Here is a 22000-nt window from a genome sequence, read left to right on the forward strand (position 1 = left end):
TCGTTTTCTTTAATTTGCAGCTTTAACTTTTTTATTGTTATTTTTCATGCCGATGGCCTTACCAGCACCAATGACAACAGCTTCAAGCGGTGAAGGTGCGATGTGGACCGGCAAATTGATTTTTTCATTTAAAAGTTGTTGGATACCATTTAAAAGCGCACCGCCTCCGGTCAAAATGATTCCATAATCAACGATATCACCGCTTAATTCCGGTGGGCATTCTTCTAGTGTAGTGCGAATAATGGTAATCATTTGCTCAAGAGATTCTTTCATCGCTTCATGGATTTCCTTTGAAGATATTGGAATCGTTTTTGGCAATCCTGTCACTAAATCTCTTCCTCGGGCACTTGTTGTAATTTCCTCATGATTCTCCGTTGCATAGCCAGCTTCCATTTTTAAAAGTTCTGCAGTTTGGGTGCCGATCAAGAGGTTGTATTTTTTTCGGATATATTGGACGATGTCATCATCCAATTGTTCACCGCCGATTTTTAACGAATGGCATGCAACAACGCCGCCATAGGAAATGATTGCAACTTCCGTCGTTCCTCCGCCAATATCAACGATCATATTGGCGATTGGTTCATCTACAGGCAAACCAGCTCCAATGGCTGCAGCAATCGTATTTTCGATAATTTGAACAGTTTTAGCACCGCAGCTCTTTAGAGCGTCTACAATCGCTCGGCGCTCGACTGGGGTAGAGTTCGTTGGAGCTGTAATCGTGGCATGTAGTTTTTTAAAGGTGAAACTCTTTTTAAATTTCGTTTTTTTCATTAAAAACGTTAAAATTTGCGCTGTTCGGTTGTAGTCGGAAATAACCCCGTTTTTGATCGGATAAATCACTTCTAGATGCTCTGGTGTTTTGCCGATCATATTTTTGGCCTCAATACCAATGGCCTCGATTTGTTTCGTGTTTGTATTAATAGCAACGACAGAAGGCTCGTTAAAAATAATTCCTTTACCTTTTTGATGGACTAATATATTTGTTGATCCTAAATCAATACCAATTTCTATATTATTGTTTGTAAACATTTCAATCATCCAATCCACGTAAGAAATAATTTCTCAATAAATTATTTCTTTGGATTGGTTATTTTTTTGGGGGTAGCTTCAAGAAGTTTGTTCGTTTTTGTCGAAAACAATGTTTTGAAGCGCTTCAAAAGTTTGTTCATTTCTGTTGAATATCGTTGTTAAGGAATTTTCGCCTTAAAATTTTGTTCATTTATGAATACATCTACTTTATTCCATAGCAAAAAAGTTTGATTGTTGAATAATCGTTTTACGGGCACTTCAAATTTAATCCAAAAGCTAAAAAAGCCTGTTCAACTTTGACTGATATCTTTTGAACGCTCCAGTTTGGCCCATTTTTCTTTTTTCCATTAATAAATTGAAACGGATAAGTTTTTCATTGAGCTTTCGTTTTAATTGTTCTTTTTCTTCTTCATCATAGCAGCAAGCGATCAAATCCTCGATTTCGAGCATTTCTTTTTTAATCTGCATTTCTTCAGGGATCATTCCAGCATTTTTTAATATTTTATAGCCGATTCTAAGCTCACTCGGAACATGGGCTAAATCATCTTTTGGAAGGGGTTTTCCTTTACCGGGAAGATTATCAAATTCTTTATTTTTCATAGCTTCTTTAATTCTTTCTTCCGCTAAAATTGAAAATAAGTCCACTTGTTTCACCTCTTTTGACCGGGTTTCCCGATCCATTAAATATTTTCCGCATATTTTTCATTCGGAATTTTATTCAGCATTACATAAAGGCTTACTGGCATGCTGCCGCTATTTTTGAATGCTAATTTTTCATCCCCGCCGCAATGGACCACATCATTTGCAGAAACCGGGATTTCTTTTCCATCGATAATGAATGTTCCTTCACCATCTAAAACAAGCAAGTAAACTTCAGTACCAGGGTGAGCGTGCTCTGGAAGTTCTTGACCAGGCATGAAGTTTAACAAAAATACTGTACTTTCACCTTTTTTAAAAATAATTCTTTTCGTAAATTTTTCATCTTGAAACTCTTTAAATGATTGAAGGGATTGTTTTTCCATTGTACATTCTCCTTTATAAAATTTTAATGTAATCATCTGTAACTTGAGAGAGGCCACATCGTTATGCAGTTTTTTAATCATCTCTACACTCATGAAAGTTCGCATAAAAAATGCTTCATACTTCCATTAAGACCTACTTTATGAATGCCAATGTCTTAAAAAACAAAATAAAAGCATATCAATAAAGAGTGTTGCTTTTTTCTAACTTTTTCATTCAATCTTTTAAGGGCTGTTCGGCATTTTCTTGTAAATGTTTATTTTTCATAGAAGCCTTAGGCCATTCTTGAATGATCATGACAGCAGTAATAACCATGATAATTCCTAAATATTGCCATCCATTAAGCACCTCTTGGAAAATGAGAAAGCTTGAGACGGCAGCAACAACTGGTTCTAATGTGGCAATAATAGATGCATTGCTCGTTTCAACCGCTGTTAACCCTTTCGTATAGAGTATAAAAGCAAGGACGGTTGAAAAGATGCCAAGGGAAATGCCGCTAAATAAAACTTTAAAGTTTGTAAGCAATGATAAAGATTCAGCTGTTGGCAACCCAATGAATGGGATTATAGCTAGTGCTGCAAAAATAAATGTATAAACAGTTACCGTTAAAGAATCGTATTTTGCTAGGGCAAATTTACCGAAAATGCTGTACAACCCATAGAATAATCCAGAACCGAGTCCTAAGATGATTCCATAAGTGGAAAAAGATCCATTTATCTTCGGAAGAATACCGACGACAAAAGCGCAGCCGAAAAACGTCAGCAGTAAAGCGGTCAGCTTTTTCGCCGTGATCGGTTCTTTAAAAAATATCCTTGAAAAAATTGTTACAAAAGCAGGTGCTGTATATAAAAGGATCGCTGCAACTGAAATCGATGTTTCTTGAATAGCATTAAAAAAACACCAATTAAAAAATACTATGCTGATGATGCCTGTGCCAACAAAATATTTACAATCGGCTAGTTTTATTTTAAATAGGTGTTTATTTTTTATATAAATATATATAAAGAGAATAATAGCAGCAATAATCACGCGCAGTGCCACTACTTGCGTGGGATTGAACCCTGCTTCATATAAAAAGGAAACAAATACCCCTATAATTCCCCAAAAAAAAGCAGCGGTCGCTATAAAAAAATAAGCAATCCTTTTATTCATTTCTTACAATCTCCTACGCTATTATTTTTCCACCATCATATCATACTTTTTATTTTCTGACATCTTTCTGAGCAATAGTTCAGCTTTTTAAAGATATTTGTCTTTAAAAGTCCAAAAGTTGTCACATTTCGACACCTTCATTCGTGAATTCGGGTTTTACAGTCTTTGTATATTATTTTATAATGTGAAAAAACGACATTTTTCGTGAATTTTGTCACCACATACATAATTTGAAATATATATGCATTTCCTTAGGGGCGAATTATATGACTAGAAATATAGAAACGCGGACAATTATTGTCATTGTAGTAGGATTATTTATAGCATTAAATACTTCCCTGATTCATGAATTGATCTTACAGTATTTAACACATGAACGGATTTTTTCAATACATACATTTATAGAAATTATTAATATTTCTGCTGCACTGGCAATTGCCGTTCAAGCATGGATCGCCTTTCCACATACATTGTCAAAACAACGTTTAATGTTAGGGGCCATTTTTTTATCAGTAGGCATGTTTGATATATTCCATTTACTTTACGAAAAAGGCATGCCTTATTATGGAGACAATTCCATCCAAGATGAACATTGGTTTTGGATGTTAGCTAGATTGTCTTTGGCTGTCGGTACATTTGTTTTATTTTGCCAACCGGAACGCACAATCAATATTAAATATAGAGGTTATACCTATTTGTTCGTCGGATTGTATGTTGCATTAATGGGTATCATTGTTTCAAAATACGTTGATGTTTTACCGATTCTTGCAACAGAAGAAGATGCGCCAACGATGGTTAAAAAGCAGCTGCAAATTTTCACAATGGTTATGTATTGTTTAAATGCTGTCATTTTTATATATATTTACCGAAAAACAAGAAATGTTTCACACCTTGCACTTATTGTAGCTTTTGCTTTTTCATTATTTTGTGAATTAGTTTTGTTAATTCCAACCGAACACAATATTTCAGGAAATGTAGTTAGCAATTTTTTAATGTTAGGAAGCTTTTATTTTTTCATTAGGGGAATTTTTGCAGGCGGAATTGAAGAACCATTTTCAAAACAAAAGGAAGCCCAAATTGCTTTACAAGAAAGTGAAATTCAATTAGAAAAAATTTCGAAAAAGGTGAATTACCTTGCTTATCATGATGAATTAACAGGACTACCAAACCGGAATTATCTACTTAGGTGTTTGGAAGAAGCGATTAATAATAATGGAAGTAAAGGACATTTGAAAATTGCTTTAATTTCAATCAATTTAAACCGTTTCAAAAATGTGAATGATACGCTTGGGACAGGAATGGGGGATTTATTTTTAAAAACCATTGCAGAGAGGCTGTTGGAATTTAAAAACAGCGAAATTATTTTATCGAGAATGGTTGCCGATGAATTTATGTTATTCATTCCAAATCAAGAAAATATCGATGAACTGATTCGATTGGCAAACGCTATTCATAAGCGTATTGAAGAGCCGATGATTGCTAAAGGTATAAAATTCCATATTGATTCTTCGATCGGTATCACATTGTTTAATGAAATGGTCGAAGATACGACGCAGCTTATAAAACAAGCTCAACTGGCCATGCATGAAGCAAAGAAAAATGGACAATCGGTTATGGTTTACCATCCAGATATGAATAAAGAATTAATGGAAAACTTGCTTTTGGAAAATGACCTTCGCCAAGCACTTGACCGTAATGAAATGGTTTTGCATTATCAACCACAAGTCAATATTGAAACAGGTGAAATCATTGGCGTAGAAGCTTTAGTTCGCTGGAATCACCATAAAAAAGGAATGATCTGGCCTAGCAAATTTATACCGATTGCGGAAGAAACAGGGCTTATCCTTCCAATTGGGACATGGGTGTTAGAGCATGCTTGTAAGCAATTAAAAAAATGGCATGAAAATGGTTATACGCAATTAAAATTGTCTGTGAACCTTTCTTTAAGGCAGCTATTTCAGGAAGATTTAGTCGAGACCGTTGCAAAGGTTTTGAAAGAAACAAAGATAAAACCTGAACAGTTAGAGTTGGAAATTACAGAAAGTATGACTGGTAATACTGAAAGAGTAATTGCCATATTACAAAGTTTGAAAAAATTAGGTGTAAGAATTTCTGTTGATGACTTTGGAACGGGTTACAGTTCTTTAAGTTATTTATATTCATTTCCAATCGACCAATTGAAAATCGATCGTTCTTTTATTATGAATTTGTTTGAAGAAGAAAATAAAGTCATCGTAAGTACGATCATTTCAATGGGCCAAAATTTAGGTCTAGACCTTATTGCAGAAGGTGTCGAGACGATTGAGCAAATTGAATTTTTGCGTACATATCAATGTGTCGGTGTGCAAGGCTATTTAATTAGCCGTCCGTTGCCGGCAGATGAACTAGAACAATTGCTTTCGAAAAAACGAATATACTTTGAACGTTATACGGGATGATAGAAAAAATGCGGATGCAAGGGAGCATTCGCATTTTTTTATGCATTTTTGTAATTGGTGTGGCATTTTTTTCAATGAAAAAACCTTATCTATCTTTTGGAAAAATACGTTTTGAGCGATTATAGAAAAGTTCTAGGGCATCCACCTTATTACATGACATTTCCTTTTAGAGTGAGTATTGGAATGCCCTGCAATTCAAAAGAACCGAAAAGTTCTTATTGTGTCAACTTGCCTTTAGAAATATATTTATTTGAAGATTTTTTAGAAAGTATTTGTACAAGGCCAATTGACAAAAGCTAAACTATTAATGATAACTTTTGAATATTTATGGCTTTCTACTAAATATGTATGAAACCAAATGGTTTCATTCCTATTTTACGAACATATTTTCAGTGTCAGCAAAAAAACAAAATATTCATTTTTAGACATAAAAAGATCATAAAGATCAAAACTATTCGAGTTGCAAAAATTGTCAAGTTGTGTAATTTCAACAATGAAAGCCCTTAAATATTGTAGACTATGAACATTGTAGGATTTTTAAAGAAAACTGTAAAATTTAATTAACATACATGATTCCAGTTATTTTATGAATAATATATTTATAATAATTGCAAAAAAGGGGAGATACGATGTATACACCGTATAAGCATGAGCCTTTTACCGATTTCACAATTGAAAGCAATCGGCAAAAGTTTAAGGAAGCTTTGGAAAAAGTAAATAGTCTTTTAGGAAAAGATTATGATCTTGTTATTGGTGGAGAAAGAATTACAACGGAAGAAAAAATTGTTTCCATTAATCCTGCCAATAAAGAGCAAGTGATCGGCCGAGTATCGAAGGCAAATCAAGAGTTAGCTGAAAAAGCAATGCAAGCAGCAGCTGAAGCGTATAAAACTTGGAGATATTGGGATCCTGAAGCGAGAGCAGGCATTCTATTCCGTGCCGCTGCCATCGTCCGTCGCCGCAAGCATGAATTTTCTGCTTTACTTGTGAAAGAAGCTGGTAAACCATGGAAGGAAGCGGATGCAGATACAGCTGAAGCCATTGATTTTATGGAATATTACGCACGTCAAATGATTGAACTTGCCAAAGGAAAGCCTGTTCAAAGCCGTGAAGGGGAGCGCAACCAATATATTTATACACCAATGGGAGTAACAGTTGTTATTCCACCTTGGAATTTCCCATTTGCGATTATGTGTGGTACAACGGTAGCGCCAATTGTTACTGGTAATACAGTCGTATTAAAACCTGCAAGCAATACGCCTGTTATTGCTGCTTGGTTTGTTGATGTGTTAGAACAAGCAGGACTTCCAAAAGGGGTAGTTAACTATGTACCAGGCAGCGGATCTGAGGTGGGCGATTATTTAGTTGACCATCCACTAACAGCTCTCATTTCATTTACAGGATCTCGCGATGTCGGTCTAAGAATTTTTGAACGTGCAGCGAAAGTACATCCTGGTCAATACCACTTAAAACGTGTCATTGCTGAAATGGGCGGTAAAGATACAGTTGTTGTTGATAAAGATTGTGATATTGAACTAGCAGCACAATCGATTTTCACATCAGCTTTTGGTTTCGCAGGTCAAAAATGTTCAGCAGGTTCAAGAGCGGTTGTTCATGAAGATGTATATGATCAAGTATTAAATCGTGTAATTGAAATTACTGAACAACAAATCGTAGGCGACCCAGAAAATTATGAAACATATATGGGACCGGTCATTGACCAAAAATCATTCGATAAAATTATGGAATATATTGAAATCGGCAAAAAAGAAGGAAGAATTGTCTCAGGCGGTAAAGGCGATGCTTCTAAAGGTTACTTCATTGAACCTACGATTATTGCCGACTTAGATCCAAAAAGTGTCATTCAACAAGAAGAAATTTTTGGACCTGTTGTAGGTTTTACAAAATTCAAAACGTTTGATGAAGCCTTGGAAATTGCTAATAATACAGAGTATGGCTTAACTGGCGCACTTATTACAAATAATCGCGAGCATATTGAACGTGCGAAACGCGAATTCCATGTAGGTAACTTATACTTTAATCGCAATTGTACGGGCGCGATTGTTGGATATCATCCATTTGGCGGCTTTAAAATGTCCGGAACTGATTCAAAAGCGGGCGGTCCTGATTATTTAATTTTGCATATGCAAGCAAAAACAATTAGTGAAATGCTGTAAAAATTATTTTAATATATTAAAAACAAAAAGGTGGAGTAAAGGTTAACTTGGCCTTGCTCCACCGAATTTTATAAAAAATCAAAATATTACAACTATAGTAAATTTACTAATAAACTATTTTAAACTAATTTAAGTTCGTGTAATATTAAAAAGTGGAATTATTTCTATAGATTTTAAAATTCTTATTATTTGATATTAGGGAGGATTTGGATGGAAAAGATTCAATTGCTTATATCTGTAAGCGTATACATGATTGGGATGTTATGGATTGGTTATTATGCTTATAAACGAACATCAAATTTAACTGATTACATGCTCGGAGGCCGTGGTCTCGGTCCGGTTGTAACCGCTTTAAGTGCGGGTGCATCAGACATGAGCGGATGGCTTTTAATGGGCTTGCCGGGTGCGATGTATGCAACAGGTCTTAGTGCATCATGGATTGCCATCGGGCTGACCCTTGGAGCATGGGCAAACTGGCTATGGGTTGCTCCGCGTTTAAGGGCGTATACTGAAATTGCAAACAACTCCATTACAATCCCGGGCTATTTGGAAAACCGATTTGTAGATGAGAAGAAAATGTTGCGTTTAATTTCCGGAATTGTAATTATGATCTTCTTTACCTTTTATGTATCAGCTGGAATGGTTTCAGGCGGAGTATTATTTGAAAATACGTTTGATATAAGTTATCATACAGGTCTTCTCATTATTACTGGAGTTGTAGTTGCTTATACGTTATTCGGTGGATTTTTAGCAGTGAGCTGGACGGATGCAGTACAAGGAACAATCATGGTATTGGCGTTAATTCTTGTACCTGTTGTTACGATTATGGAAGTTGGTGGTTTAGGCACTTCATTTTCAGAAATTCGTTCAATTGATCCTGCACTATTAAATATTTTTACAGGGACTAGTTTCTTAGGAATTGTATCATTGTTTGCTTGGGGACTTGGATATTTTGGACAACCTCATATTATCGTTCGTTTTATGGCCATCACTGATGTAAAAGAAATTAAAAACTCCCGCCGCATCGGGATGAGCTGGATGATTTTCTCTGTTTGCGGAGCGATGTTTACAGGACTTATCGGTATTTCATACTACTCCGTTAATGGAATGACGCTAAATGATCCAGAAACGATTTTTATTATGCTTGGGAATATTTTATTCCATCCGATTATCACTGGTTTTCTAATCTCAGCAATTTTAGCGGCGATCATGAGTACAATCTCTTCTCAGCTTCTTGTAACGTCCAGTTCTTTAACAGAAGATTTATATAAAACATTTGCGAAACGAAAAGCATCAGATAAAGAACTAGTAACTATTGGGCGTTTATCTGTATTAATCGTTTCCATCGTTGCATTATCCCTTGCTTGGACAAAGAACGATACAATTTTAAACCTTGTTGGTTATGCATGGGCTGGATTTGGTTCTTCCTTTGGACCGGTTATATTGTTAAGTTTATATTGGAAGCGGATGACAAAGTGGGGAGCATTGGCTGGTATGGTCGTTGGTGCGCTAACGGTTATTATCTGGTCTAATGCTGGATTATCCGATTTTCTATATGAAATGATACCTGGATTTGCTGCAAGCTTATTAGCAGTATATATTGTAAGCTTGTTAACGAAGAATCCTTCTGAAGTAGTGGAAGGACATTTTGAACAGTTGGAAAAAGCTGTGAAACAGCAATAAAAATGATCTTAGGGAAAGCGTACCTAGAGTGCGCTTTCCTTTTTGTGTTTGGAGAACATTTATATTTCAAGATTGTAATTTAGAGAATATAACTGTTTTTTAACAAATGGTTTTTTTTTCTGAAAATATGATATCATACAATTTAGGTAGGCGTTGAAAGGAGTCTCAATAGGTGATGGAGTACAAAATCGAAAAGGCAATGTCTATGACTGATGTCAATCAAATTGTAGAATTTATTAGTCATACATTGAAAAAGCCGGTTATTTTAGAAGATGATCAATATGCCCTTTTATCATATAGTGCATATCAAATTACAGATTTTGATCAGGCGAATCAACAAACGATTTTATCAAAAAGAAGCCCTAATTATATTTTGGAAAAATTTATTGAAGAAGGGATTATTGACCAACTGAAGGCAAATATGAAGCCTTTTCGTATTTCAAAAATTGCAGAAATCGGTTTAAATCATCGTGTTGTTGTAACGGTAAGGTACAAACAACACATTTTAGGATTTTTATGGATTCAAGAAATTGATCAACGTCTATCTGATGAAGAAATCAATTTTGTGTACAAAACAAGTCTTCATATCGGAAAAATTCTTTATAAAAAAAATCAAGCCAAACGTGTAAAAGGTAAAAAAAGAATCCAATTTTTCCGTCACTTGCTTAGAGGGCCTATTCGAAATGAGAAGCAAATTCGGCAGGAAGCAGAAGCAAATCATATAAGAATTCCTGCTTATATAAAAGTGATCGTCATACAATTGAAAAATCATGAAGAAGACGTATTTGATAACATAAAAGAAACCGTTCAATCTTACTTAAATGTCTCCAGTTCAATGTCTGAATTGTTTGACGAAGCAAATCAAATCATTATTGTAATGGGAGATTCCAATTTCAATCGTATCAATGAACAAGCGCTTGATTTAGTTACCCGTATTGGAAAAAGCATAGAAGATCAATATTTGATCGACGTTTTTGCTGGAATTGGCAATGCTTACGGTTATTTATCATTGTTGAAAAAAAGCTATACGGAAGCTTTAGAAGTGATCAAAGCTGCCAATTACCTTGGAACGCAAGAAAACGTACCATTGGAGTACGATAAACTTGGTGTTTATAGATATATTCATCTTTTTGCAGAACATCATAAAGAAATCAATTATGTGAATCCGAAATTGCAAAAGCTCATAGAAAAAGACCGCGAAAATCAAACAGAATTATTAAAAACATTAGAGGTTTATTTGTTGAATAATTGTAAAGCAAAACCGACAGCTGAACAGCTTTTTATTCATCCCAATACGTTGAACTATCGCTTGAAACAAATTTTTGAATATACCTCGCTTGATTTAACGGATTTTAACCAAAATTGTCAGCTTTTTATAGACATCTTATTGTTGAAATGTGAAGCGAATGGATAAAAAAATTCCCAAAATATAAAGCTTAAGAAAAGTTATGGCTTGGTGAATTTTTACAATAGATCATAATAAACAAGATAGTTAACACCGTTTGAAAAGTGGTCCTATATTAATAGAATATAGAAAGCATTATAAAGAATAAGATTAGCTGTTACTTGAAAAGTGGTCCCACATGAAGAGAACAAAGCCAAGCAGAGAATAGCTGTCATTTGAAGGGTGGTCCCATATAAGGAGAATCTAGAAAACATCAAAAGGACAAGGTTAATTGAAAGTTGGAAAGTGATCCATAACAAAATTGTGCCAATTATCAAAGAACAAGATTTGATGTGCTTAAAAAAGGGATCCTCCATAAGGAGAGTCTAGCTAGGTAGCTTTAAAGTTTATCCACTTGGAAAGTGATCCTTCACGTGGAAGATCCAACCAAGCATCATAAAACAACGAAAATAATGTTTGCCCTAATGCCGACTTCTCACAAAAGTTGGCATTTTCATTCTTCACATCATGTGGAATGCTGTTTTTTAGGCTTTGTTTATCTTATAACAAAACATCCTTTGTCTTCGTAACATTTAATATAAAACACCCTTTCAAAATATTTCCGATTTGTTAATTTAAAATGTTAAAATAGTAGTGGTTTAAAACTTTAGCCTGTAAACAGTAATGGTGTTGATAAGGAAATGGAGGAACGAACTTGGCAAATAAAAAGGCATTATTGCTTCTATTTTTAATAATGTTTCTCGTCATGATTGGCTTTGGAATTATAATTCCTGTATTACCTTTTTTTGCAGAAGAGCTTGGCGCAACACCGACACAGCTTGGTTTACTTATGGCTGTATATTCTTTAATGCAGCTATTATTTGCGCCAATGTGGGGAAGGATTTCAGATCGAATCGGTCGGAAACCGGTTTTGCTCATTGGAATTAGCGGGTTGGCGCTTTCATTTTTTCTATTCGCTTTATCGACAGAATATTGGATGCTGCTAGCATCGAGAATTATTGGCGGCTTTTTGTCTGCAGCTAATATGCCGACAGCGATGGCTTATGTGGCTGATATTACGTCAGAAGAAGATCGCGGCAAAGGGATGGGAATCGTTGGAGCTGCAGTTGGTCTAGGGTTTGTCTTTGGACCTGCTGTTGGCGGTGTTTTTTCGAAAATAAGTTTAAATATGCCTTTCTGGGTTGCAGGTATTCTTTCTACCATTACATTTCTATTTGTACTCATTGCATTAAATGAATCATTACCGAAAGAAAAGCGTTCCAATGAAGCTTCTGTACAAAAAATCCCTTGGGAAACAATCAAAAGTCCGATTGGTTTGCTTTATTTTCTTTCATTTTTCATTACATTTTCAATGGCAGGTTTAGAAGCTACTTTTGCTTATTTTGCAGCAAAACGAGCTGGAATCGATACGGTACAATTGGGCTATATTTTTATGATCATGGGTCTTGCTGGTGCAGCTGTTCAAGGGGGGCTCGTTGGACGCCTTATTAAAAAACATGGTGAAGGGAAAGTGATTCAAGCAGGAATCATCGTTTCAATTGTAGGTTTTTGTTTGCTTTTATTTACTCGTGATTTTTGGACTGCAACGATCTTTTTAACGATATTCGGACTTGGCAATGGAGTCATCCGGCCAAGCGCTTCTTCGTTAATTACGAAAACAAATTCGGAAGGGTATGGAGGCCTTACTGGGTTACTTTCTTCTTTTGAATCGCTAGGACGTATTATAGGTCCGCCACTCGCGGGGGCTGTCTACTCAGTCATGATTGAATTGCCTTATATTATCGGGGCGGTATTATCATTCGTTGCCCTCATTTTGTATCAATATTATGCAAAAAAGATGAGCATAGGTATGAAGGTTTTAAAAGAAAAAATTCAATAAAGGAAGCAAATAGAAATCTTGTAGCGTGGATGAAGAAATAAAAAAGAGCATCGAAAGCAAAATAACAAAAGTCTCTAGGGAAAGGTATGGTTAGCCCTAGAGACTTTTTCGTTTAGGCAAATGATTCATTTAAGGTTACTGTGATCGTTTTCTTTGCCAGATCCACTGACATGTTCTCCTGGCCGATTTTTTTATCGTTGATATATAAAGAGACCGGTTTGTCAACAAGATGAATGACCAAATTCCATTCTTTCCAGCTTGGTTTATAAGTTTCATTTTCATTCGTAATCGTGAAATGAATGGACCTTTCCGATTGATGACAAGTCAACGTTTTTAAGAAATAATCTCCATTTTCATAAGCGAATGTTTCTCCATCATCATCGTACAATCGATACGTGCTTACACCTTGATCATTTCGATAAAGATGAATTTCCAATTTCGTTTCTGGAATTTTCGTTGATTGTTTTACACTTCCTTGAGCAATCATTGTTCCTCTCTTTATAAAAATCGGAAGAGTACTGAGATCTGCTTCAACTATAATAAACTTACCGCCAAGCAATTTTTCATCCGTCCAATAATTGATCCATTCGCCTTCTGGTAAATAAACGGTGCGACATTTTGTATCAGGCCGTAAAATAGGGGCAATTAAGACATTATCCCCAACGAGAAACTGATCAGAAAGATTGGTGACATTTGGGTCGTGAGGATATTCAAGAAATAACGGCCTCATGACAGGAAAACCGGTTTGGCTAGCTTCTTTGAAAAGGGTATAAAAATGATGCAGCCATTGGTAACGCAATTCAATATATTTTTTAATCATTTTTTCATATTTTTCTCCAAACGCCCAAGGTTCTTGTCGGATCGATTGAAGGTTATTATGATTACGGAAAAATGGGATAAAACTACCCGCTTGCATCCATCTCACTAACAATTGCCCGTTTGCATCATGGGCAAACCCGCCAACATCTGCACCGCAAAATGGGACTCCGGAAATGCCAAGATTCATACACATTGGCAAAGCCATTTCAAGATGTTCCCAAAAGCTGCGGTTATCGCCCGTCCAAACAGCTGCATAACGCTGGATGCCGGAAAAGCCTGCTCTTGTTAACAAGAAAGGACGCTTCCCGTTAAGCAGCTTTTTTAAACCTTCGTAAGTGGCCTTTTCCATAAATAAACCGTATACGTTATGAAATTCTTTATGTGTTTTTAATTCACCATCATTTTCATGAATGACATCTACATCCATCGTTTTAGTTTCGTTAAATACAGCCGGTTCATTCATATCGTTCCAAATGCCTTCAATACCCAAATTCGTATAAAATGCGTGTTTTTCTCCCCACCATTGTTGAGTCTTCGTTTTCGAAAAATCCGGAAAGGCACAAAGGCCCGGCCATACTTCATCGATATAAATGTTTCCTTCTAAATATTTACAAAAGTAGTCTCCTAAAACTCCTTCACGATAAATGTGGTACTCTGGATCTTTTTTGACGCCTGGATCGACGATTGGCACAGTATGAATGCCTGCTTTTTTTAAATCGGCAATTAGTTTTTCCGGATTTGGGAAATTGGCCTTGTCAAACGTAAACACGCGATAGCCATCCATATAATGAATATCTAAATAGATCGCATCAATCGGAATTTGTTTTTCAATAAAGGTATCGGCAAGTTCACGTACTTCTTGTTCTGATTTATAGCTATATTTGGATTGATGATAGCCAAGCGCCCATTTAGGAGGAAGCGGCATTCGGCCCGTCAAATCCGTATATTGTTCAATCACATCTTTTGGTGTTGGACCAGCGAAAACATAATAATCAAGCTGGCCGCCTTCAGCAGAAAACGAATAGCAGTCTTCGTATGACTTTAAATCAAACGTTGTTTTCCATGTATTATCAAAAAATAAACCATGTGCTTTGCCTTTTCTAACTGTCATGAAGTAGGGGATCGATTGATACAATGGATCGGTTTCCGGATTATGTGGGGCAAACACATCGGAGTTCCACATCGTCAATTTCTCGCCGCGTTTTTCAAGAAAACCGGTTTTTTCTCCAAATCCGTAAAAATGGTCATCTTCATCCATCTGTTTAAAACAATAGACATGATTTGTATTCGTATAACCCATGCCAAGTTTTGTTTCCGCAAGTATAATGGAACCGTTTTGATCTTTAATTTGCACGCGCAATGGTGATGGATGTAATTCTACGATTAGTTTTGGAGTGTTTAAAATAATCGTTTCTTTTCCTATTTTTTTAACTTGAACATCTACATGTTCAGGTTGCTTAATACATGCAATGCTGCTCACTAATGAAGGTTCCGCGTTTTGATTCATAACAATTCGAACAATATCATTCCGGTAAAAAAGAATGCATACAAATCCGTTTTCACAGAGAATATGAAAAACATTCCCCTTTTGTTCGAAAGAGAGGAGTGCTCCAATATCATAAAAAATGATTTCTTTTTCCTTATCTTTTTCTAAATTCGGGTGGATGGCAAAACTTGAATCATTTAACATGAAAAAACCTCCAAGTTTTTCGTCCTCATTTAAAATTATTTTACTTTATTTGAGGGCGGAAATTCATTGGTCTGTCAGTTTTTATTTACAAATTCTTTTACGGAGGATGTTTTACCAGCATGATTAGTAGTTTGCGTCGCTCTACCAATTCCCAATCGGGGGGGAAGATCTTTGGAAGATAAGAATGAGTATTTGCCATTATTAAAAATGGATTATGTAGAGAAGATAGGAGGAAGATAGAATGTGTCCTAGATGTAGAAGGCAAATTCCGCTAAAAAAAGAAAGAGGGGGCGAGAAAAAGATTTTTCCCCGATCCCCAAAAACGGATTACCTATTAAGCTGCACTAAATAAACCTTTCAGCCAATTTAAAAAGGCGATTAATCCATCAATGATGCTGCTGATGATTCCTTTTGTTCGCTCATCTTGCATAAATTCTTGCAATCTTTCAGTTACATATACTAAATCATTTTTCACTTGGTTCCAATCGATGTTCATATTTTTCATTTTATTAAACAAGTCGATTAACCCTTGTTTTTCAGCATCTGTCAATTGAATGCCAAGTTGTGCTGCAATTTGGTCAATTAAAGTAGAGACTTGTTCATCTGAAATGTTTGGATTTTTTGCGATTTCCTCTTTAATTTTTGCAAGTAAAGCTGTTGCTTCATCTGCGCCGATCCGCTCACCTAATTGAGCGGTTTTAACCATTTCTTCGTTGGCTAGTTGCTTTTGTTCTTCAGGAATCACTTTTTCCCCAGAAACTTCATAGGCTTTTAAAATACCAGTTAATCCAGCGGTTCCGGATACTGCAAAAGGTGCCGTTACGTAAATATCAGCATCTTTCACACCAGCCGTGATTAATGAATTGGCATACATGTCTTCAGTAACCCATGTAATGTTATTTGTTTTAACTTGTAAACCTGAACCTTCTTCCTTTAACGTAATTTTTGCTGAAGAAATAGCTTTTGTCCCGATTTGAGCTTTACTTATATAGTTACCTAAATATTGGTGTTCTTCTGCATTGCTGACGGTAACGATTGTGTCGCCTTCTTTATAACCCATTTCTTTTTTAATAGCTTCTTGTTGTTCAGCTGTCAAATTCTCGCCAAGTGTAATGATGACATCACCAGGTTTTGCATCTGCGAAACTAACTTGTGCGGGTAATAGAAAAACAAATAGTAAAAGCAACCCTGAAATGATGCTTCGAAGTTTCATTATTTTATTTCCTCCTTATTTTTTATAGGAACTCCATTTACAATATAAAGGAAAAATTAAAATAGGGCAATTCCGACAATCGTCACGAAAAATAAAAATAGGGCGACTGATGATGCCCTATTTCAATGCTTGTGCTAAATCTTCAATTAAATCTTCAACATCTTCTAGGCCAACAGAGATGCGAACTAAACCATCCGTAATGCCAAGAGCGGCGCGCCGTTCAGGTGGAATGGATGCATGTGTCATTTTTGCTGGTAATGAGATTAAGCTTTCAACAGCGCCTAAGCTTTCGGCAAGTGTAAAATATTTTGTCCTGCTTAATAAATCTTCCGCTTTTTCACCGCTGCCAACATCGAACGAAACCATGCCGCCAAAGCCGCGTGCTTGTTTTTTATGAATTTCATGACCTTTATGCTCTGCAAGTCCTGGATAATACACTTTTGAAACAGCTTCATGGTTTTGTAAAAATTCAACGATCCGTTTTGTATTTTCTTCAATTTCTTCCATACGGATGCCTAAAGTCCGAATCCCTCGAATCAATAACCATGAATCTTGCGGCCCAAGAATAGCTCCGACCGAATTTTGAATGAAATGGAGTTTCGTTCCAAGCTCTTCTGAATTTACAACAACTAAACCGGCAACGACATCACTATGGCCGCCGATATATTTCGTTGCACTATGTAAAACGATATCGGCACCCAGTTCAATCGGATTTTGCCAATATGGTGTACTGAACGTATTGTCTACAATCAATAAAAGTTGATGAGCTTTTGCAACTTCAGCCGTTGCCCTTAAATCTGTGATTTTTAATAATGGATTAGTCGGAGTTTCTACATAGATCGCTTTTGTGTTCGGTTGAATCGCTTTTTCAATTTCTTCAATCGAACTCGTATCGACAAAAGAAAACTCAAGTTGGAAGCGGCTTAATACTTTCGACATAACACGGAACGTCCCGCCATAGACATCATCCGTTAAAATAACATGGTCGCCGGCAGATAAAAGCATCATGACAGACGTAATCGCAGCCATTCCAGAACTAAAAGCAAACCCGCGGTACCCGCCTTCAATGTCGCGGATTAATGCTTCGACTGCTTCGCGAGTTGGATTTCCCGTTCTTGCATATTCGTAAACGAAATTGCCGACTCCTTCTTGTTTAAAAGTACTTGCATGGTGAATTGGGATGGACACAGCCCCTGTATGTTTATCTCGAGAAATCCCACCGTGAATAAGTTGTGTTTTTTTACGCATCATTTTCACTCCTTAATTGTGTACAAGTTAAAATGTGTAAATATCTTTGCTTAAATACCGTTCGCTGCTGTCTGGGAAAATCGTTACAATATTTGTACCGGGCTTAGCCTTCTTTGCTTCTCGTAAACTAGCTTCAAACGCAGCGCCTGATGAACTTCCGACAAGCAATCCGCTTTTTACCGCTAGTTCAGCCACACGGGCAAATGCATCATCATCGCTGATCGTATGAATCGTGTTAAAATAAGATCTGTCCATATAGTCTGGGAGAAATTCCATTCCAATTCCTTCAGTGCGATGAGGTCCGGCATCACCGCCATTTAAAATGGATCCTTCAGGTTCAACAATGACTGTTTTTATAGATGGATTTTTTTCTTTTAAATAACGGGCAGTACCCATAAATGTTCCGCCTGTTCCTGCACCTGCAACGAATACATCGACTTTTCCATCTAATGCTTCCCAAATTTCCGGTCCTAACGTTTCATAGTAGGTTTCTGGGTTCGCTTTATTTGCAAATTGTTGCGGGCAGTAGGAATTTGGAATTTGATCGACCAACTCTTTTGCTTTGGAAATTGCCCCGGCCATTCCGTCTTTTGTTGGGGTGTTAATGACAGTGGCTCCTAAAGCCTTCATTAATTTTTGTTTTTCTATACTAAATTTTTCAGGGACTACAAAAATAACTTTTATTCCTGTTCCAATGGCCGCGAGTGCTAGTCCGATGCCGGTATTTCCAGCCGTTGGTTCAATGATCGTTCCGCCTTCACTTATATAACCTTTTTCAATAGCCGTTTTGATTAGTTTTTTTCCTAGCCGGTCTTTAATGCTTCCGCCAGGGTTAAAATATTCAAGTTTTGCAAATATCCGCACATCATTCTGCAGTTCAAATTGTGTAATTTCAATTAAAGGGGTATTGCCGATTAATTCATGAACATGCTTAAAATACTTCATATATGACACCTCAAAAACGATAAAAATAGTGTTTTCTTAGATGAATACTCGGATTTAAAGCAGGGCGTTGCCCTATTTTGACAACGCTATAATATTATAACTTTAGCCTACACTTTTTCCGATTTAGGCAAAAACTTCTGTCCATTCATCCTTTTTGGCAAGCATCTTTCTTGCGATTTCTTTAGCGCCTTCTAAGCTATGGCTAGCGGCCCATCCGCATTGAACTTCATTGCAAGCAGGTACTTCTTCAGCTGTCAATACGTCTTTTAAAGTTTTCTCTAATACTTGCAAAATTTCATCATAATCGGAATGGTTAATGACAGATAAGTAAAAACCAGTTTGACATCCCATTGGTCCGACATCAAGAACACAATCTAAATAGTTGCGAATAAATTCCGCCATCATATGTTCTAATGAGTGAAGAGCAGGCATTTCCATATGTTCTTTATTTGGTTGACAAAAGCGAATATCGTATTTGTAAACTTTATCGCCATGGACACCTTCTGTAATTCCGACTAGTCGTACATATGGTGCTTTTACCTTTGTATGGTCTAGATTAAAACTTTCTACATTCATTTTTTGCATGGATGTAACCTCCTGCTTATTGTTTTACTGCATCTATTAACCAAACAAATTTGTTCAATTGTTTGAATTGAACTTCGAAACGATGATTGGTAAAAATCGTACGGAGGACTTCGATGAAAGTGTAATATTCGCGATTTAAATCATCTACCAAATTTTTGAAGCCCTTTCGTTTCGCATTTTCTATTATAGCATGTTTTGCTTCTAAATTTTCATAAACTGTATCTGCAAAGACTATTTTAGCGCCTTTTTCTAATAAGTGGCTATATTTTTCAATGGCTAAATTTTTTTCATCATCCGTCAGATGGTGAAAAGCCCAAGTACTAACAATGGCATCAATTTTTTCATTAAATTCAGGCAACGATAAGAAATCACCATCATAAATTTTTAGATGCGGAAATTTTTTCTTCGCAATTGCCCGCATTTCTTTCGATGGCTCAATACCGATTACATGATTTCCTTTTTCAAGCAGCTTTTTCGAAAGATTTCCTGTACCGACGCCAAATTCAATGATGGTGCCGTTCACTTTCGAAGCTACTTCGTCTAAAATGCGGTCATATCCTTCAAAAACTTCTTTATATTCTATATCATGTCCGATAACAGTATTATCATAGCTTTCTGCCCAATGATCGAATAAATCAATAAATTCACGTCCCATACGTTGCACGCTCCCACATTGATGTAAATCATATTAATCATATAAAACATATAAATATACTATGTTTTATCTTCTATAATGCCACTATACAACGATTTTATTGAAAATACAATGAATAAATTTTGATTAATCATATTTTTTTCTCATATAAACATAAAAGAATAAAGGGAAGGAGGGGCAATTGTTTGTGATATTGAAGAGACCGTTGATACTAGCCCATCGAGGGGCATCGGGGGATGCTCCTGAAAATACATTAGCTGCATTCCAGTTGGCTCTTCGTCAAGGTTGTGACGGGATTGAACTTGATATCCATTTATCGAAAGATGGACAATTAGTTGTCATACATGATGACACGATAGATCGGACAACAAATGGGAAGGGAACAGTTGGTGAAATGACTGTATCCGAGCTGAAGAAATATGATGCAGGCCGTTGGTTTTCCGAAAGATTTCGTGGTGAACGGATTCCCCTACTTGAAGAAGTATTTTCAATTGTACCGAAAGAAATTTTTATTAATATCGAAATAAAAAATATACCGTCCCATTATGAAGGGATTGAAGAAAAATTAATAAATTTGCTCGAGGCATCGGGTAGAACGAAACAAGTGATCGTTTCTTCATTTGACCATCAATGTTTATATCGGTTAAAAAAACGAAATAGCGATGTGAAAATAGGCCTTCTTTATAAAGAGAATGTTGTAGACCATGTTAACTTTGCCAACATGTTCGGGTTGCCGGTTGAGTCACTCCACCCGGATTATAAAGCAATAGGGAGAAACGATATTCAAAAAGCAGTTCGAAGAGGCATCAAAGTTTTTCCATGGACCGTTAATACAAAAAATGGAATGAAAAAGATGATTGAAGCGGGAGTAAGCGGAATTATTACAAATTATCCGAATAGACTTAAAGAATTGATCGATGAAATGTGCGGAAAGAATTAATGATTGGAAGAGGATTGGAAATATTCTGTACCTATTAAAAAAAAGCCTTTAGAAAAGGAGCCGGGTTGTCAAAACAAGGATAGGAGGAACATTTGTATTGGTACTCCCTCCATTTATGGATTTTTAATGGCTCCTTTTTTTCCAAAGGCTTAATTTGCTTGATTTGTATTTTGACGTGTAAGGTCTGCAGCTAAAGCCACGCTAGTATTTGAAGGTTTTCTAGCAAAAACACCGGTTGTAATTAATACGCCAAAAATCGCAATGGCACCGCCAATGATTTGAGCTAATGTGATTTTTTCGTCTAAAAAAAGAATAGCAAAGATCGACGCGAAAACCGGTATTAAATTTAAAAAAGGTGATGCTTTTCCCGGGCCAAGTTCAGCAACTGCTTTATTCCAACTTAAAAATGCAATTACTGAGGCAAAAATGCCTACATATAAATAGCCGGCTATACTCGGCAACGAAAAATTCATCGGTTGATTTGTAATCCACTCATAGGCCGAAAAAGGAGCAAGGATGACGATGCCAATAATGATCGTAACAAGAAAAACGCCAGCTTGTGGAAATTTGTGGGCATGTTTTTTTACAATTACGGAGTAAATCGACCAAGATAAAATGGCAAGAAGCATCCAAATTTCACCTTTATTAATTGAAAATGATAATAGTGCTTCGAGCGAGCCGCGGCTAACGATCCATACAATGCCTATGATTGATAAAATAATGCCAATGATATGACGTTTTGTAACAGTTTCTTTTAAAAAGATAAAAGAAAGCAATGTGATTAAAGCAGGTGTAGGTGCATTAATTAAAGATGCGTTGATCGATGTTGTATAATGGACTGCAATGTATAGAATCGTATTAAAACCGACGATGCCTGTTAGCGACATCCAAAATAATGTTTTCCATTCTTTTTTCCAAAAGCCTTTCATGGCAATAAGCTCTTTTTTAGCAAAAGGAAGCAAAAATAAAAATGCGACAACCCATCGTATAAAAGCTAATGTAAAAGGGGACATCGTCTCTGCAAAGCCTCTGCCAATAACAAAATTGCCGCCCCATAGTAGTGTTGCTAACACGACTAATACATAAGGTGAGTGCCAAACATTCACCACCATCATCTCCAAT

At 36.2% G+C, this 22000-nt stretch carries 17 protein-coding genes; 6 read left to right on the top strand and 11 right to left on the bottom strand.

What is annotated here, in order from left to right; genetic code table 11:
- Window positions 1-9: 9 nt before the first annotated feature.
- The 4 genes from mreB to HR057_RS09315 all read right to left on the bottom strand — a co-directional run bounded on the left by mreB (window position 10) and on the right by HR057_RS09315 (window position 3201).
- Complete coding sequence (mreB, locus tag HR057_RS09300; RefSeq protein ID WP_173731153.1) at window positions 10-1029, bottom strand: rod shape-determining protein; 1020 nt, start codon at window positions 1027-1029, stop codon at window positions 10-12.
- Between the two features lie 276 nt (window positions 1030-1305).
- Window positions 1306-1674, bottom strand: a complete 369-nt coding sequence (locus HR057_RS09305) for a DnaJ family domain-containing protein (protein ID WP_173731231.1) — start codon at window positions 1672-1674, stop codon at window positions 1306-1308.
- 35 nt (window positions 1675-1709) lie between these two features.
- The gene (locus HR057_RS09310; protein WP_173731154.1) at window positions 1710-2051 is read right to left on the bottom strand and encodes a cupin domain-containing protein; all 342 of its coding nucleotides are present in this window, start codon (window positions 2049-2051) and stop codon (window positions 1710-1712) included.
- A gap of 214 nt (window positions 2052-2265) precedes the next feature.
- On the bottom strand, window positions 2266-3201 hold the full coding sequence (locus tag HR057_RS09315) for a DMT family transporter (RefSeq protein ID WP_173731155.1): 936 nt from the start codon (window positions 3199-3201) through the stop codon (window positions 2266-2268).
- Window positions 3202-3467: 266 nt separating this feature from the next.
- On the opposite strand from HR057_RS09315, the gene HR057_RS09320 reads away from it, so the two are divergent.
- The 5 genes from HR057_RS09320 (at window position 3468) to HR057_RS09340 (ending at window position 12783) form a co-directional block, all read left to right on the top strand.
- Complete coding sequence (locus HR057_RS09320) at window positions 3468-5639, top strand: bifunctional diguanylate cyclase/phosphodiesterase (protein ID WP_173731156.1); 2172 nt, start codon at window positions 3468-3470, stop codon at window positions 5637-5639.
- A 629-nt stretch (window positions 5640-6268) separates the two neighbouring features.
- Entirely contained in the window at window positions 6269-7816 is a 1548-nt protein-coding gene (pruA, locus tag HR057_RS09325) for an L-glutamate gamma-semialdehyde dehydrogenase (protein ID WP_173731157.1), read from the top strand.
- Window positions 7817-8026: 210 nt separating this feature from the next.
- Window positions 8027-9499: a sodium/proline symporter PutP gene (putP, locus tag HR057_RS09330; protein ID WP_173731158.1), complete on the top strand. Its 1473-nt coding sequence runs from the start codon at window positions 8027-8029 to the stop codon at window positions 9497-9499.
- A gap of 175 nt (window positions 9500-9674) precedes the next feature.
- Entirely contained in the window at window positions 9675-10913 is a 1239-nt protein-coding gene (locus tag HR057_RS09335; RefSeq protein WP_173731232.1) for a PucR family transcriptional regulator, read from the top strand.
- 685 nt (window positions 10914-11598) lie between these two features.
- The gene (locus tag HR057_RS09340) at window positions 11599-12783 is read left to right on the top strand and encodes an MFS transporter (RefSeq protein WP_173731159.1); all 1185 of its coding nucleotides are present in this window, start codon (window positions 11599-11601) and stop codon (window positions 12781-12783) included.
- Window positions 12784-12895: 112 nt separating this feature from the next.
- Here HR057_RS09340 and HR057_RS09345 read toward each other — a convergent pair whose 3' ends face one another.
- From HR057_RS09345 to HR057_RS09370, 6 genes are all read right to left on the bottom strand, one after another.
- A complete protein-coding gene (locus HR057_RS09345; protein WP_173731160.1) occupies window positions 12896-15292 on the bottom strand; it encodes a glycoside hydrolase family 31 protein in 2397 nt (798 codons plus the stop codon).
- Between the two features lie 334 nt (window positions 15293-15626).
- Entirely contained in the window at window positions 15627-16505 is an 879-nt protein-coding gene (locus tag HR057_RS09350) for a DUF1002 domain-containing protein (protein ID WP_173731161.1), read from the bottom strand.
- A gap of 117 nt (window positions 16506-16622) precedes the next feature.
- On the bottom strand, window positions 16623-17753 hold the full coding sequence (locus HR057_RS09355) for a bifunctional cystathionine gamma-lyase/homocysteine desulfhydrase (RefSeq protein WP_173731162.1): 1131 nt from the start codon (window positions 17751-17753) through the stop codon (window positions 16623-16625).
- A 27-nt stretch (window positions 17754-17780) separates the two neighbouring features.
- Complete coding sequence (locus tag HR057_RS09360) at window positions 17781-18698, bottom strand: PLP-dependent cysteine synthase family protein (protein ID WP_173731163.1); 918 nt, start codon at window positions 18696-18698, stop codon at window positions 17781-17783.
- 123 nt (window positions 18699-18821) lie between these two features.
- A complete protein-coding gene (locus tag HR057_RS09365; RefSeq protein WP_173731164.1) occupies window positions 18822-19283 on the bottom strand; it encodes an S-ribosylhomocysteine lyase in 462 nt (153 codons plus the stop codon).
- A 16-nt stretch (window positions 19284-19299) separates the two neighbouring features.
- Window positions 19300-19938, bottom strand: a complete 639-nt coding sequence (locus HR057_RS09370; RefSeq protein WP_173731165.1) for a class I SAM-dependent DNA methyltransferase — start codon at window positions 19936-19938, stop codon at window positions 19300-19302.
- Window positions 19939-20125: 187 nt separating this feature from the next.
- Here HR057_RS09370 and HR057_RS09375 point away from each other — a divergent pair, with 187 nt between their 5' ends.
- Entirely contained in the window at window positions 20126-20878 is a 753-nt protein-coding gene (locus tag HR057_RS09375) for a glycerophosphodiester phosphodiesterase (protein WP_173731166.1), read from the top strand.
- Between the two features lie 149 nt (window positions 20879-21027).
- On the opposite strand, the gene HR057_RS09380 is transcribed toward HR057_RS09375, so the two are convergent.
- The gene (locus HR057_RS09380) at window positions 21028-21984 is read right to left on the bottom strand and encodes a DMT family transporter (protein WP_329955863.1); all 957 of its coding nucleotides are present in this window, start codon (window positions 21982-21984) and stop codon (window positions 21028-21030) included.
- Window positions 21985-22000 lie beyond the last annotated feature (16 nt).

The sequence above is a fragment of the Calidifontibacillus erzurumensis genome, from assembly GCF_013303125.1.
Lineage (GTDB): Bacteria > Bacillota > Bacilli > Bacillales > Bacillaceae_J > Calidifontibacillus > Calidifontibacillus erzurumensis.